Source organism: Bacillus sp. JJ1609 (assembly GCF_036967045.1).
Lineage (GTDB): Bacteria > Bacillota > Bacilli > Bacillales > Cytobacillaceae > Mesobacillus.
The window spans coordinates 68,261-82,651 of sequence record NZ_JBALSS010000015.1; the positions used below are offsets into that span (position 1 = coordinate 68,261).

The window sequence follows — 14,391 nt, forward strand, 5'->3', positions numbered from 1 at the left end:
TAAGTAAATAACAAGAAAGTTATTGTGATTGATAAGTTTTTCTTATGCTAAATAATGTTAGTACAGTAAAAACATACAAAAGGCTTTAGGAATTTTAAGAATTTTCATTTTCTTGAAATGACCACACCGTTTAAAGTTATATTACGAAAATAAATACACTGGATTTTGAAACCTTGCATGGGGAAAAATAAGATTAACGGAGGTGAGATATATGGCGAAAAGAAAGGCAAATCATGTCATTCCAGGTGCTAACGCTGCAAAAGCCCAGGGACAAGGTGCTGGTTTTAATGAAGAAATGGCTAATGAACCTCTAACTGAAATGGAAAAACAAAATAACAAAAAACGTAAAAAGAATCAATAAAACAAAAAGCGGAAGGCTTCCCTTCCGCTTTCATTATGGCCTTATGATTCCATATTGACTTCATTCACAATACTTCTTAAGTCCTGCTGAAATCTTTCGAGCTGTGCACGCTGGTGCTCGGAGGCATTTTCTAATGCATTCTCGATTTGCTGGAATGCTTCGTTAACTTCGGTTTTCAAATGCTTTAGCTGATGTCCATAGCTGGCGCTGTCTCTAACAATTTCAGAAAACAATTCTTGTGCGTCTTCGAATCCTTGTTGTGCTGCCTGGAATGATTGTTGTTTGTCTTTATGATAAGGCATGTGATTTCCTCCTGATGTAGTTAAATCTATACCGTTAAATTGCACAGATATAAATAAATTATTCAGTATAAATTCGCCCGAAAATCTAAAGCTAAAATCAGGAGGGATGAGCTAATGAATAAGAATGACTCTAAAGACATGCGCAAAAACGCACCTAAAGGTGACCAGGACAGCCAGCCTGCACCATTAAGCGGCTCTAAAAAAGTGAAGAACCGCAATCATACCCGCCAAAAGCATAATTCAGGGCATGATTTTTAAAAGTTAATGGGCTGCCAGAACGACTGGCAGCCCATATTTTTTAAATAATCTTTTTCAAACGTTCAATGATAAGGGTTTCTTCATCCACTGTGACAGTTCTAAGGTCTATATGAATTTCTTCTTTTTGTATCCGTACGATAATCCCAGGACTAGCTTCTGTCCGCAGCATATTGGCAATATGTTCCGCGCTAAGCTCATTATGAGTCAGAGCAGCAATAAAAGTTGGCAGCTCTACTTCTGGCATTGTTCCCCCGCCAACCTGGCTTGTGCCTTTTTGTACCTCTGCCTTTAATTCTCCACCAAAATCGTTAATGTTTTTAACAAACGCGTCTGTCCTATTCTGAATCTCTTCTAAAGGAACAATCAGGTCGCGTATGGTTGGGATATTGTTTCGTCCCTTCGCTCCCCTTAAATAATCTATTAGTGTGCCCTCAAGAGCAGCAAGAGTCATTTTATCGACACGCACCACTCTAGCCAGCTGGTGCTGCTTCAATTGATCAATAAGAGCTTTCTTGCCTGCGATAATGCCAGCCTGCGGACCTCCAAGCAGCTTGTCACCACTAAACGATACGATGTCTGCACCCATTTTCAGTATCTCACCAACTACAGGCTCTTCGCCGATTCCTTCGTTCTTGAAATCATATAGCACACCGCTGCCCAGATCTTCATAGAAGATTACCCTGTCATGACGGCTAGCAAGCTGAGCCAGTTCTTCTGTATCAACGGATTGAGTGAAGCCAATTACCTTGAAATTACTAGTATGTACCTTTAGGATCATAGCTGAGCTTTCATTGATTGCTTTTTCATAATCGTGCAGATGAGTTTTATTGGTCGTCCCTATTTCAACCAGCTTGGCGCCGCTTTCTTCCATTATGGAAGAGATTCTGAACGAACCGCCTATTTCAACCAATTGCCCACGGGAAACGATAACTTCCTGATTCCTTGCCAGGGCACTCAGGATAAGAAAAACGGCTGCCGCATTATTGTTTACTACCATTGCTGCTTCTGCCCCTGTAGCCTCTTTTACAAGAGCTTCTACATGGCTATGCCGAGACCCCCGCTTGCCATCCTGCAATTTATATTCAAGATTTGAATAGTTCCTGGCAGTTTCCACAACATGGTTGATAGCATTCTCGCTCAATCTAGCCCTTCCTAGGTTTGTATGTAAGATAGTGCCCGTTGCATTAATAACTCGTTTTAAGGTGAAGTCCAATTTCTTTGCAAGATTTTCATGAACGATATCAAAAAATTCATCAACAAATGCATTTGTTCCTGGCTCGTGGCCACTCCACTTGCCATTTAACAAATCTTCTCTAATTTTTGATAGGACGTCCTTAACGACTTCCGTTAAATGGGCTGGATCAGCATCATGCTGATCAACGATCTCAATAAATCGTTGCTGTCTTTGCAATTCATGGACTGCAGGCAGCTGCCTTAATAAGTGTTTCATACCGGTAACCCCCACAACAATTATACATTGGTTAATTATATCATTATTCTCAAGGATAAAGATTTTCCAATCCAGTGAACACTAGCTAATTGCCTGTACTTTAACATACCACCGCGCCGGGGGTCACACCCCCAGCGGTTTAACGTGGTAAAGGGTTGAAAAAAGCCTGGCATATTGCCAGGCGCTAGTTTAGGGCTTCCATTTGTTTTATGATTTCATCAGAATCGGGAAAGACACCTGTATCCAGTTTGGAATACAATAACTGACCGTTTATGGTCACTTCAAAAGCGCCCTTTGAGGCTGGAACTAGTTCCATTTTTTCGATCTGGCTTCGGAAATGGGTAAATAGTTCCTCCGCGAAACTCGCGGCTTTAGGTGCGTAATTTCAAAGCATGCAAAATTTGACGGTAACTTGAAATTTTTCCACAGTAAATCCCCCTGTTAGCTTCTATATAAGTATTTACTGTCATTTTAGTGTAAAGTTTATACTGATGCAAATAATAGTGGCTTAAGGGTGATTTTCAAAATAAGAAAGAGTATACTTTTTTCTGAGGTGATAAAGTTGAGCGAACATGAAAAGATCCGTCTGACTTCCTTGTCGACAAAAGCTGGCTGAGGATGCAAAATCAGTCCAGAGGACTTGACGCAAGTTTTGCGTCTTTTACCAAAACAGGAACCTGTTCCTGAACTGCTTGTCGGTCATGAAACATCCGATGATGCAGGTGTATATAAATTGACTGACAGCATTGCCCTGATCCAGACAATCGATTATTTTACACCGATTGTGGACGACCCATATATGTTTGGCCAGATTGCTGCTGCAAATGCACTCAGTGATGTATATGCCATGGGAGGAGAACCAAAAACGGTATTGAATATTGTAGGTTATCCTGTTAAAAAATTAGGGCCTGATTTGCTGGCCGAAATTCTGCGGGGAGCAAGCGATAAAGTAAAAGAAGCTGGTGCCGTAACAGTTGGCGGCCACTCAATAGATGACCAGGAGCCGAAGTTCGGATTGTCTGTCACAGGTCTAGCCCATCCAGATAAAATCTGGAAAAATGTTGGTGCTATTCCTGGTGATGCTTTAGTCCTTTCGAAGCCTATCGGAGTCGGCATCTTGACGACTGGCATTAAACGCAGTGCTGTAACAGCTGAACAAGAGCAGGAAGTAACAGAAACAATGGCACTTCTTAATAAATCTGCAGCTGATGCCTTGCAGAGCTTCAACCCTCATGCAGTTACTGATGTCACAGGCTTTGGCCTTCTTGGTCATGGCAGTGAGATCGCCCGAGGCAGCGAGGTAAGCTTCGAAATTACTTTGTCAAAGGTTCCTGTTTTGACTGGTACATATGAACTTGCTTCAAAAGGAGTAGTTCCTGGAGGGTCAAAATCAAACCACACATGGCTTAAGGATGATGTATTCTATGATGAAATATCTTCAGAAGAACAACTCGTCCTTTGTGACGCCATCACTTCGGGAGGTCTTCTAGTTTCACTTCCTGAAGAAGAAGCGGTGCAATATGTAGCAGCTTTGAAGGAAAAGGGTTTAAATCATGCTGCAATAATTGGGAAGGTTATCGAAAAGAAAGACAAATTAATCTATGTAAAAAGGTGAAATCATTTGATTTCACCTTTTTACATTTAATATTAAAGTTTATATCGTAATTTCTCTAGCATATCTGCAGTCATGCGGGATAAATTGTACTTCGCTTTAAAACCCCATTCATCGGCTGCAGCAGAAGCGTCTATTGAGTTCGGCCAGCTGTCAGCGATTGCCTGTCGAACAGGGTCGACATTATAGGTAAGTTCAAATGCTGGAATATGCTTTTGAATTTCAGCAGCAAGTTCCTCAGGGTCAAAGCTCATCGCAGTAACGTTGAATGCATTGCGGTGAATCAGCTTTGCTGGGTCCGCTTCCATCAAGTCAACAATGGCATCAAGCGCGTCAGGCATGTACATCATGTCCATATACGTTCCCTTATCGATATAAGAACTATATTTTCCGTTCTTGATCGCTTCGTAATAAATTTCGACAGCATAATCAGTTGTGCCGCCCCCTGGAGGTGCCACATAAGAGATCAAGCCAGGGAACCTTACACCCCTTGTATCCACTCCAAAACGCTGGAAGTAATAATCCGCAAGTAATTCACCAGCAACCTTATTAACTCCATACATCGTCGTTGGACGCTGGATCGTATCTTGAGGCGTATTGTCCTTAGGAGTGTTAGGTCCGAATGCGCCAATCGAGCTCGGTGTGAAGAACTGGCAGTTCAGCTCCCTTGCTGTTTCAAGTGCGTTCATTAGTCCACCCATATTCAGGTTCCAGGCAAATTGAGGCTTCGCTTCTGCTGTCGCAGATAATAGTGCAGCCATGTGCATAATTGTATCCACTTGATATTTGTTAGCGATTTCGCCCATTGATTTGGCGTCCATTACGTCTAGAATTTCAAATGGTCCATTCACCGCAGCCTCAGAATCAGTCTTCCTTATGTCAGTTGCGATTACATTATCCTGGCCATATATGTCTCGGAGCTTGCCAGTCAATTCAGAACCAATCTGGCCTAATGCTCCGGTAATCAAAATCTTCCTCATTCTATGTACTCCTCCCAGTTGATGCTTTTAAAAGGACTGCCGGCCCATATATTAACCGGCTAGCCCATTTGTATTTGTCATTTTAGATAATTCCAAGTTCCTTGCCGACTTTCTCGTAGATTGAGATGGCTTGATCTAGCATCTCTTTCGTATGTGCAGCAGATGGCATATTTCTTACCCTGCCAGTTCCTCGTGGTACAGTTGGGAATACGATAGACTTCGCATACACACCCTCTTCATTTAGGCGTTTGCTGAATTCCTGAGTTTTAACTTCATCCCCGATAATACATGGAGTTATTGGTGTTTCGGAATATCCAATATCAAATCCAAGTTTTTTCAGGCCATCCTTCAGGTAGTTTGCATTATCCCATAGTCGTTCATTCAGTTCAGTGCTGTCCATTAAAATTTCAACTGCTTTTATGCTAGCAGCCACATCAGCTGGCGTAAGCGATGTTGAAAACAGGAACGGACGGCTTCTTACCTTAAGCCAATCAATCAGGTTTTGCTTCCCGGCCACATAGCCTCCGACTACGCCGATTGCCTTGGATAATGTTCCAATCTGGAAATCGACTTTATCAGAAAGGCCAAAATGCTTCACAGTACCTGCGCCATCACCTAGGACACCTGAACCATGGGCATCGTCCACGTATGTAATCAAATCGAATTCCTCAGCGATCTGAACGATTTCAGGCAACTTTGCGATATCTCCATCCATGGAGAAAACTCCATCTGTAATGACCATGACTTTATTGTAAAGTCCTGATTCAGTTGCTTCCTTTGCCTTAGCGCGCAAGTCATCCATGTCTGAATGATTGAAGCGAATTATTTTCGCTCTAGATAGACGGCAGCCATCGATGATTGATGCATGGTTCAGTTCATCTGATAAAATTGCATCATTTTTATCCATTACTGCAGAGATTGCGGCCATATTGCACATGAATCCAGACTGATAAGCAATGGCTGCTTCTGTTTTCTTGAATTTAGCCAGCTTTTCTTCTAGCTCGATGTGAATCTTAAGTGTACCGTTTATTGTACGAACGGCACCTGCTCCTACCCCGTATTTGCCAATAGCTTCTGTAGCTGCTTTTTTTAGTCTGTCATCCGTAGCCAGCCCAAGGTAATTATTTGAAGAGAGGTTGATTAATTCTCTTCCGTTAATTGTGATGATTGGTCCATTCGGGCTTTCAAGAGGATCGATCACATTGTATAAACCCTTCCCTTTTAAATCCTCTAAGTTTTCATTTAAAAATTGTTCCAAACCTTTGCTAGACATCGTAAATCCCCTTTCTGCCGTCAAATCAGGCATGTCATGTCATTATATTGGATACAACTGTCTTTTTCGGGAGGACATTCTATGAATTCCTGTTCCCATGATACCTATGGTGTTCACAAGATATACTTTAACACATTTAGATAGATTGTACATCTATGAAGGACAGAAAACGCTTACTTTTTTCTCGAGGTAATGTTAACGTTTATTTTTGATTTAAACTCTTTTCTAAAAGATTGTTGTTTTTGAAATAGATTTATTACAAATCGTTGACTGGAGCAGAAATCAACAGACAATTATAACACCGATAATCTTAAAATTTAGCTTCCCCACTTTCCGCAAGAAATCACAAAAACCTCATTATTTTTAACATTTCCGGTTTAATCCAAATGATTAGGGTATAGAAAAAGGAGCCAGTCTGCAAACAAGCAGTTTGGCGGGGGAAGTGGATTATCTCGGTTTCAATATACATAATGATCACTCCCTCCTTATTTCATAGAGAATAGATACCGAAAATGGGAGGCTAACAATATGAAGTACCCTTTGAATGTAACATCAGAAATCGGCGAACTTAAAACTGTTGTTCTTCACAGACCTGGCAAGGAAGTCGAGAACTTAACGCCGAAGTACCTCGAAAGGCTTCTTTTCGATGACATCCCGTATTTACCTGCAGTCCAGAGAGAGCATGATTATTTTGCCGATGTGTTAAGGAACCGCGGTGTAGAAGTACTTTATTTAGAAAAATTGATGGCTGAAGCATTGAGTACAGATAAATTGCGCCATGAGTTTATTGACCAGCTGTTGAACGAAAGCAGAAGGAATTTGAATGGCTCAAGGAAAACAGTTGAAGAATATCTTCATTCATTCGCTACGGAGGACATGATCCGCAAAGTGATGTCTGGAGTGTTAAAGTCTGAAATTCAAAAAGAAAAGAAAGTTCATTTACATGAGCTTTTGGAAGACTATTACCCTTTCTTCCTTGATCCGATGCCAAACCTATATTTCACTCGTGACCCTGCTGCGGTGATTGGTGACGGTATTTCCCTGAATAAAATGTGTGAAGGAGCCAGAAAAAGAGAATCCTTATTCATGGATTTTATCATTGGCCACCATCCACGATTTTCTGGTCATGACATTCCTCATTGGTATGATCGCGATGAGTATTACCCAATTGAAGGCGGAGATGAGCTTGTACTCAGTCCTGAAGTTATAGCAATAGGTGTAAGTGCGCGTACATCTGCACAGGCCATTGAGAAGTTGGCAAAACGAATATTCACGAGAAATGGGACAATCCGGAAGGTTGTTGCTGTTGAAATTCCTAAATTAAGAGCATATATGCATCTGGATACCGTTTTTACAATGGTTGACCAGGAAAAATTCACAGTTCATCATGGTATTGAAGGTCCCAACGGTAAAATGAAAATATATATTTTAGAAAAAAGCAATGATCCTGAGAGATTGGAAATAAAAGAACGGACAAATTTAACTGAAACTTTGAAAGAAGTCCTTAATTTGCAGGAGCTTGTTATGATACCGTGCGGAGGCGGCCACGAAATAGCTGCGGCGCGTGAGCAATGGAACGATGGCTCAAATACTCTTGCGATTGCTCCAGGTGTCGTTGTTACCTATGATCGTAATTATGTATCTAATGATTTATTAAGGAAAAATGGAGTTGAAGTAATTGAAATCCCAAGCTCCGAGTTATCAAGGGGTCGTGGAGGCCCTCGCTGCATGAGCATGCCAATCTATCGAGAAGACCTATAAACATACGGAAAGCAGTCCCAAAAGGACTGCTTTTAAAATATTATTTAATTTGCAGCTAGGTAACTTTGCAATTCTATAATCAATTGATCTGCACCTTCACGGCTCAAAATAACCTTTCCATCGGCTAGCGACAGATTATCACTGCTGATTGTTCCTGTTATAAGGCAGGTTAATTCAGGCTGATATTTCTTTAGGATGATCATATCCTCATCAACAAAAATTTCCAGCGGATCATTTTCTCCAATACTCAGTTTTTTCCTTAATTCCATTGGAATAACGATCCTGCCTAGCTGGTCGGTTTTCCTGACAATTCCTGTGGCTTTCATCATGCATCCTCCCCTATTTCATAATATATGGGATGTGGATGTCTAGTCTGTGAATCAAATCTGGCCCAATACAATTATATCAAACTGAGGCATAATTTTACATTTTAAATATACTAATATGTCCGTTTCTATAACTATTTAGCGAGATGGATGGTTCCAGTCTCATCAAAGCTTTTTCCAGTTCTCTGTTTGTAAACAACGATATACCGGTTTATCAAAAATACGGCAACTAAAATCATGAGTGAAATAAAAGTTGACAGCCAAATGGTTAAATTGCTCGAAGTGGAAGTTTCCTTGAATAAAAATATTCCTCCGCCTATTTGTTGAGACACGCCGAAAAATAGTCCATAGAGGACATTCAATCCGAAATGAATACCAGTATTGAGCCAAATTGAATTAGCTTTGATAAAGCTATAGGTCAAACTTATGCCCAATGCAAATGAAAAAATAGTGTTTTGAACACTAAATCCAGCATTCCATATATCATCGAAGGTGTAAATGATCAAGGAAATTGTGAAAATCACTGAGATAGGAATCTTACCCTTCAATTGATTTATAATATACCCCCTAACGATCATGTCGTTGATCAAAGAACCTAAACCGAATCCAACAAGAATGACAAAAAAGTTGGCTGCTGCGTTTAAAAGAGGAGCATACCCAATAAATTCATATTTTCCAAAGTGAAAATATAACCTGAACAATACTGCCCAGAAACTAAAACCAATGAAAAAGCCCAACAATAGATTTCGTATCCATCCCTTGTAAAAAACAACACCGTACACGGCCATTCCTTCATTAGTTAGTTTACGCGCAACTATGTATGCCAGAGGAAAAAACAGCAGCAAGTGGAAAAAACGTAAAATATCATTTTGTGGCAGTAAAGATGGGATAAAATTAAAATACAAATTTAAGATAATGAAACCGATTAATGTAAGAAATAGTTTAGGAATTTTTTTCATTATAAGCCCTCCGTTCGTTAAATAGACGTTTCTTCCAGATAAAGGTTTCATAAATCTTAAGGGATTTAAGAGTATGAGGAAAAAAGCAATCCCACAAAGGATTGCTTAGACAGTAGACAAACTCGATGACACTCGAACTTGTCTTCAGTTTAATTATTTTAATTGGCACGAAAATGGGGCTGTTGATTTCAATAAATTATGGGTGAACTATATCTTTGTAGACAAACTGAGCAATCCCAAAAAGGATTGCTTTTAACAATTAATAGGCTTTTGCCCAAAGGACCATTTTCTCAGCTTCCTTGCCGCAGCATACACATTTTTCTCCTACGTGTTCCTGTTCAAATGGAATGCAGCGAGATGTTGCAGTCGTTTCTTCTTTTATTTTATCCTCGCATGCTCGACCACCGCACCACATGGCCTTAATGAAACCTGTCTCTTTTTCAAGGACTGTTTTAAATTCATCAAGATTAAGAGCGGCGTTTGTTTTATCCTCACGATGATTCAGAGCTTTTTCATACAGGCTTCGCTGAATATCTTCTAGTAATTCAGGAAGTTTTGTTTCTAAATCCTCGAGCGATACGAAAATTTTCTCCCCGGTATCCCGTCTTGCCAATACCACCTGGCCGTTCTCTATATCCTTAGGACCTACCTCAAGCCTTACTGGAATCCCCTTCATTTCGTATTCGTTGAATTTCCACCCTGGCTTTTTATCACTTGCGTCGATGCCGATGCGAGCTACACCTGAAAGTTTAACTTTTAGTTCATAGGCAAAATCCAGTACGCCTTCCTTATGTTGAGCAATTGGGACGATCATGACTTGCGTAGGGGCTGCATTTGGTGGAATGACTAGTCCGCGGTCGTCGCCATGTACCATGATCATTGCCCCGATAACCCTTGTTGTGAACCCCCATGATGTTTGCTGAACATACTGGAGCTGCCCCTCCTTATCGGTAAACTGTATGCCGAACGCCTTGGCAAACCCGTCACCTAGATGGTGCGATGTGCCTGTCTGGAGAGCCTTTCCGTCATGCATCAGGCTTTCAATTGTATAAGTAAGCTTAGCGCCAGCGAATTTCTCTTTATCGGTTTTTTGCCCCTGGACAACTGGAATCGCCAGGATGTTTTCACAAACATCTGCGTAAACCTTCAACATCTTTACAGTTTCTTCAAGAGCTTCTTCATCTGTCGCATGGCAGGTGTGTCCTTCCTGCCATAAGAATTCAAGTGTTCTCAGGAAAGGCCTTGTTGTCTTTTCCCAGCGCACGACATTTGCCCATTGGTTATAGAGTTTTGGAAGGTCTCGATAAGAATGGATGATGTTTTTGTAGTGCTCACAGAAAAGTACCTCAGAAGTAGGCCTGACAACCAGCCGCTCTGCAAGTTCTTCTGACCCGCCATGAGTCACCCATGCAACCTCTGGTGCGAATCCTTCGATATGATCCTTTTCTTTTTGCAATAAGCTCTCAGGAATGAAAAGTGGCATGTACACATTTTCGTGTCCTGTTTCTTTAATGCGGGAGTCAAGTTCATTTTTGATATTATCCCAAAGAGAATATCCATATGGACGGATAATCATGGAACCCCTTACGCTTGAGTAGTCAATTAAGTCTGCCTTCGTAACAACATCCGTATACCATTGAGCAAAATCTTCATCCATTGACGTAATTTCTTTAACAAATTCTTTAGCCATGTCTGCACCCCGTATTTTATATACTTAATTTTGTAAAAAACATCTCGAAATAACGCTGCTCTGTTTCAAAGGAACGCAAAAAGGCCTTGATCCCAAAAGGGGCCAAGGCCTGGCGGTACCACCCTAAATTATAAAGCGCTGCTTTATCTCGAAATGATAACGGAATAATCCGCCGTGATCTTCAATGTATCCGATCCGGAACTCAAAGGCAGGTTCAAATGGCGGCCAATAGGAGCTTTTCAGCATTCAGCTCCCTCTCTGGAAATGGCTTCAGTCCAATTTACTGATCCTCGTCAACGTTACTATTTTTTGATGATTATATATAGAAAATAAATCGATGTCAATTTTTATTTGAAAAATCATATTTTTTGCTTAAGTATATCTTTTCAGCAATGTAGCTTGCACCCAATCCTATTATGAAAGGCAATAATGATCTGGACTCTGAAGTGAAGCCTTCAGCTGTCTGATTGTGTTGATGGTGAAAAATAAGGAGTGTGATCTGAAAGGTATAGCCAATTATGTATAGTAGACCTGTGACGAAAACAAAGGTGCCAAAAGCTATGGAGAATCTGTTTAACTTCATGAGAATCATCCAATCTATGATATGTAATTATCTTCCTATAATAGTAATAGAAATTTTCTAAGATTTCAAACGCAAAAAGAGACTAAATCCTCTAGGATTTAGTCTCTTTTGCTTATTTATGATGAAACGGGCATTTACCTTCAATTGGTTTACTATCATCGCCAATAAAATACATCTTCCATTCCCTATGATCAGGATCGCCATAATGACTTACATTCGGGTGCTTCGGCAGGTTGTCCCATTTTTCCACTCGCTCCCTTACCTTTTCACGAGACATGATTCCGCCTTTTGAAGTCCCTTCAAGACCATTGAAAATTCGGCGTGGCTGAAAACCTAGTACAAGACTATTGCCAAGGTCTCTGGTTTTACGCTGTTTGTAAGCAGGGGCGTTGCCAAATGCAAAGAAAGGTTCCCCTGCGAATGAGAAGGCCCAGAGATGATGGTCTGGGTCCGTAGGATAATCCGCAGGCCAAGGCTTTGTATCCTTTTCATGCAAGAATTGAAGGACACTCCAGAAATACTCACGATAATATTCAATCGTTTTTTCTTCTATTTCAGGCTCGACGAATACAAATAGTCCATGCCGGATCAAGGGCTTGTTTTCATCAAAAAGTGCGATAAACTCCTCAATGGCGCCTGGCAATTCATTCCAGTTATCCTTGCTAATATATGAATAGCGAAGTTCCCCTTTTTTCTCTGCAGACATACCGAAGTAGCATGGGAACTCTCTATTGGTAACAACCTCGTGAAAATTCTTATATTCCCTAATTACCCATTCTGGAACCAGTTCTGGATTGACCATATCTTCCTTGGTGAATAAATAGCTGTTTTTGACTTTCATAAAAAACACCTCAAATCAGTTAGTTAGTAACTTAATACCCTTTCAAGCTTTTACTAAACGGATGAGGTAAGAAGAAGGACCTAGAATCTAAAACCTTTTCAGGAAAATTCAAACACTTTTGCATTTTATCGATATACATTTAAATATTTATTGAATCAATACGGAAAAGTCTATGAGCGATTAACAATCTCCTTCTGTCGTATCAATTATACTTTTCCAAATGTAAAACATGCGCTTCCATATCTTCCTCCTTATAAAAAACTAGTCTAAAGTCAGAGATTTTAGTATGATTAAGGAATGTGATTGTTAAATTAATGCCATTAAAAATAGATTGAAGCGAGGACTTTATCATGAGTTTATTGAATGTAGAAAATTTGAGTCACACTTTTGGGGATCGTACCCTTTTTAAAGATGTCTCTTTCCGCCTTTTAGCTGAGGATCATGTTGGTTTGGTCGGAGCGAATGGTGTCGGTAAATCAACTTTAATGAATATTATCACCGGCCAATTAATCCATGATTCTGGAAAAGTTGAATGGACACCAGGGGTGGAATACGGGTACTTGGACCAGCATACTGTTCTGACTCCGGGAAAGTCGATCCGTGACGTATTGCGGGACGCTTTCCTTCCTCTATTTAAAAAAGAAGAAGAATTGAATGAAGTGACTGGCAAGATGGCTGACGCTTCCCCGGAGGAACTAGAAGTATTGCTCGAACAAATGGCTGACATCCAGGATGCATTGGATGCAGGTGGCTTCTATTCCCTCGATATTGAAGTTGAGGAAGCAGCCCGCGGTCTTGGTTTAGACGCAATCGGAATCGACCGCGATGTCTCAGCGTTAAGTGGTGGCCAACGTACGAAAGTTCTGCTTGCCAAACTATTGCTGGAAAAACCAAAGGTTCTTTTACTGGATGAGCCAACGAACTATCTTGATGTGGAACACATCAATTGGCTGACAAGATATCTTAAAGAATATCCATATGCTTTCATTCTGATTTCCCATGATACTGAATTCATGAACCAGGTATCCAATGTTATTTTCCAACTTGAATTTTCAAAGCTGACACGTTATACAGCTACTTATGAAAAATTCCTTGAACTTGCTGAAATCAATAAGAATCAACACATAAATGCGTACGAGAAGCAACAGGAATTCATTAAGAAACAAGAAGATTTCATCGCGAAAAATAAGGCGCGTTATTCCACAACTGGCCGTGCTAAGAGCAGGCAGAAGCAGCTTGAGCGGCTGGAGCGAATTGACCGCCCAGAAACAGCCCTTAAGCCTACTTTCGACTTTAAAGAATCGCGGGCAAGCAGCCGATATGTTTTTGAAGGCGTGGACTTTGAAATCGGCTATACTCACCCGCTGCTGCCAAAAATGTCAGTCACGATTGAACGTGGTGAAAAAATTGCGATTGTCGGCATGAATGGTGTAGGTAAATCAACATTATTAAAAACAATGCTTGGTAAGATACCTGCACTTAGTGGGAAAATTGAGCGTGGCGACTTCCTGTTCCCTTCTTACTTTGAGCAGGAAGTAAAAGCAGAAAACATCACACCTATCGATGATCTCTGGAATGAGTTCCCTAGTCTGGATCAGCACCAGGTCCGTGCAGCACTTGCTCGCAGCGGCTTGAAAAATGAACATATTTCACGCCCGCTTAATCAGCTAAGCGGTGGAGAGCAAGCTAAGGTCCGTTTGACAAAGCTCCTTATGCATGAAAGCAACTGGCTGCTGTTTGACGAGCCTACAAACCACCTTGATATTACGGCAAAGGCGGAATTAAAACGTGCGTTACAAGCCTATAAAGGAACGATTGTCCTTGTAAGCCACGAACCTGATTTCTATGAAGATTGGGTAACGAAGGTTTGGAATGTTGAGGAATGGGCTGGAAAATCTGAATTATAGATAGTGTTTAAGCCTGCTGGTTTTGCCAGCAGGCTTTATGATTGTTGGTGCTCGTCGTTATTTCAAGATGCTGTGTTAACGATCATTG

13 protein-coding genes, 1 pseudogene and 1 other annotated feature are annotated in these 14,391 nt (G+C 40.8%); of the genes and pseudogenes, 5 read left to right on the top strand and 9 right to left on the bottom strand.

Going from position 1 to position 14,391, the window contains the following annotated elements:
• The first annotated feature begins 211 nt into the window (after nt 1–211).
• Complete coding sequence (gene sspO / locus V7654_RS13230) at nt 212–361, top strand: small acid-soluble spore protein O (RefSeq protein ID WP_207499285.1); 150 nt, start codon at nt 212–214, stop codon at nt 359–361.
• A 41-nt stretch (nt 362–402) separates the two neighbouring features.
• Here the strand turns inward: sspO and V7654_RS13235 are convergent, their stop codons facing one another.
• Nucleotides 403–663 (bottom strand): DUF2524 family protein, encoded by a 261-nt coding sequence (locus tag V7654_RS13235; RefSeq protein ID WP_335430844.1) that lies wholly within the window; start codon nt 661–663, stop codon nt 403–405.
• 114 nt (nt 664–777) lie between these two features.
• Between V7654_RS13235 and V7654_RS13240 the strand changes: the two genes are divergently transcribed.
• Nucleotides 778–921: a small acid-soluble spore protein P gene (locus V7654_RS13240; protein WP_207499287.1), complete on the top strand. Its 144-nt coding sequence runs from the start codon at nt 778–780 to the stop codon at nt 919–921.
• Nucleotides 922–961: 40 nt separating this feature from the next.
• On the opposite strand, the gene selA is transcribed toward V7654_RS13240, so the two are convergent.
• On the bottom strand, nt 962–2,371 hold the full coding sequence (selA, locus tag V7654_RS13245) for an L-seryl-tRNA(Sec) selenium transferase (RefSeq protein ID WP_335430845.1): 1,410 nt from the start codon (nt 2,369–2,371) through the stop codon (nt 962–964).
• Nucleotides 2,372–2,555: 184 nt separating this feature from the next.
• Nucleotides 2,556–2,744, bottom strand: a pseudogene (locus V7654_RS23930) (Rdx family protein); the annotation flags it as partial.
• A gap of 189 nt (nt 2,745–2,933) precedes the next feature.
• On the opposite strand from V7654_RS23930, the gene selD reads away from it, so the two are divergent.
• A complete protein-coding gene (selD, locus tag V7654_RS13250; protein WP_438825298.1) occupies nt 2,934–3,986 on the top strand; it encodes a selenide, water dikinase SelD in 1,053 nt (350 codons plus the stop codon).
• Between the two features lie 32 nt (nt 3,987–4,018).
• Here the strand turns inward: selD and V7654_RS13255 are convergent, their stop codons facing one another.
• Both V7654_RS13255 and V7654_RS13260 read right to left on the bottom strand, forming a co-directional pair.
• Nucleotides 4,019–4,963, bottom strand: coding sequence for an L-threonine 3-dehydrogenase (locus V7654_RS13255; protein WP_335430847.1), 945 nt, complete (start codon nt 4,961–4,963; stop codon nt 4,019–4,021).
• Nucleotides 4,964–5,045: 82 nt separating this feature from the next.
• Nucleotides 5,046–6,236, bottom strand: a complete 1,191-nt coding sequence (locus V7654_RS13260; RefSeq protein WP_207499291.1) for a glycine C-acetyltransferase — start codon at nt 6,234–6,236, stop codon at nt 5,046–5,048.
• Between the two features lie 528 nt (nt 6,237–6,764).
• On the opposite strand from V7654_RS13260, the gene arcA reads away from it, so the two are divergent.
• Nucleotides 6,765–7,997 (top strand): arginine deiminase, encoded by a 1,233-nt coding sequence (arcA, locus tag V7654_RS13265; RefSeq protein ID WP_335430848.1) that lies wholly within the window; start codon nt 6,765–6,767, stop codon nt 7,995–7,997.
• Between the two features lie 44 nt (nt 7,998–8,041).
• Here the strand turns inward: arcA and V7654_RS13270 are convergent, their stop codons facing one another.
• From V7654_RS13270 to V7654_RS13285, 4 genes are all read right to left on the bottom strand, one after another.
• The gene (locus tag V7654_RS13270) at nt 8,042–8,323 is read right to left on the bottom strand and encodes an AbrB/MazE/SpoVT family DNA-binding domain-containing protein (RefSeq protein WP_335430849.1); all 282 of its coding nucleotides are present in this window, start codon (nt 8,321–8,323) and stop codon (nt 8,042–8,044) included.
• Nucleotides 8,324–8,457: 134 nt separating this feature from the next.
• On the bottom strand, nt 8,458–9,282 hold the full coding sequence (locus tag V7654_RS13275; RefSeq protein WP_335430850.1) for a CPBP family intramembrane glutamic endopeptidase: 825 nt from the start codon (nt 9,280–9,282) through the stop codon (nt 8,458–8,460).
• A 259-nt stretch (nt 9,283–9,541) separates the two neighbouring features.
• Nucleotides 9,542–10,972, bottom strand: a complete 1,431-nt coding sequence (proS, locus tag V7654_RS13280; protein WP_335430851.1) for a proline--tRNA ligase — start codon at nt 10,970–10,972, stop codon at nt 9,542–9,544.
• 94 nt (nt 10,973–11,066) lie between these two features.
• Nucleotides 11,067–11,278: a binding site (T-box leader), on the bottom strand.
• A gap of 389 nt (nt 11,279–11,667) precedes the next feature.
• A complete protein-coding gene (locus tag V7654_RS13285; RefSeq protein WP_335430852.1) occupies nt 11,668–12,396 on the bottom strand; it encodes a YqcI/YcgG family protein in 729 nt (242 codons plus the stop codon).
• A 350-nt stretch (nt 12,397–12,746) separates the two neighbouring features.
• On the opposite strand from V7654_RS13285, the gene V7654_RS13290 reads away from it, so the two are divergent.
• Entirely contained in the window at nt 12,747–14,303 is a 1,557-nt protein-coding gene (locus V7654_RS13290) for an ABC-F family ATP-binding cassette domain-containing protein (protein ID WP_335430853.1), read from the top strand.
• Nucleotides 14,304–14,391 lie beyond the last annotated feature (88 nt).

Bases quoted from the DNA above. Each gene is read 5' to 3' on its own strand.
- sspO (WP_207499285.1), top strand. From the start codon at position 212: ATGGCGAAAAGAAAGGCAAATCATGTCATTCCAGGTGCTAACGCTGCA.
- V7654_RS13235 (WP_335430844.1), bottom strand. From the start codon at position 663: ATGCCTTATCATAAAGACAAACAACAATCATTCCAGGCAGCACAACAA.
- V7654_RS13240 (WP_207499287.1), top strand. From the start codon at position 778: ATGAATAAGAATGACTCTAAAGACATGCGCAAAAACGCACCTAAAGGT.
- selA (WP_335430845.1), bottom strand. From the start codon at position 2,371: ATGAAACACTTATTAAGGCAGCTGCCTGCAGTCCATGAATTGCAAAGA.
- V7654_RS13255 (WP_335430847.1), bottom strand. From the start codon at position 4,963: ATGAGGAAGATTTTGATTACCGGAGCATTAGGCCAGATTGGTTCTGAA.
- V7654_RS13260 (WP_207499291.1), bottom strand. From the start codon at position 6,236: ATGTCTAGCAAAGGTTTGGAACAATTTTTAAATGAAAACTTAGAGGAT.
- arcA (WP_335430848.1), top strand. From the start codon at position 6,765: ATGAAGTACCCTTTGAATGTAACATCAGAAATCGGCGAACTTAAAACT.
- V7654_RS13270 (WP_335430849.1), bottom strand. From the start codon at position 8,323: ATGAAAGCCACAGGAATTGTCAGGAAAACCGACCAGCTAGGCAGGATC.
- V7654_RS13275 (WP_335430850.1), bottom strand. From the start codon at position 9,282: ATGAAAAAAATTCCTAAACTATTTCTTACATTAATCGGTTTCATTATC.
- proS (WP_335430851.1), bottom strand. From the start codon at position 10,972: ATGGCTAAAGAATTTGTTAAAGAAATTACGTCAATGGATGAAGATTTT.
- V7654_RS13285 (WP_335430852.1), bottom strand. From the start codon at position 12,396: ATGAAAGTCAAAAACAGCTATTTATTCACCAAGGAAGATATGGTCAAT.
- V7654_RS13290 (WP_335430853.1), top strand. From the start codon at position 12,747: ATGAGTTTATTGAATGTAGAAAATTTGAGTCACACTTTTGGGGATCGT.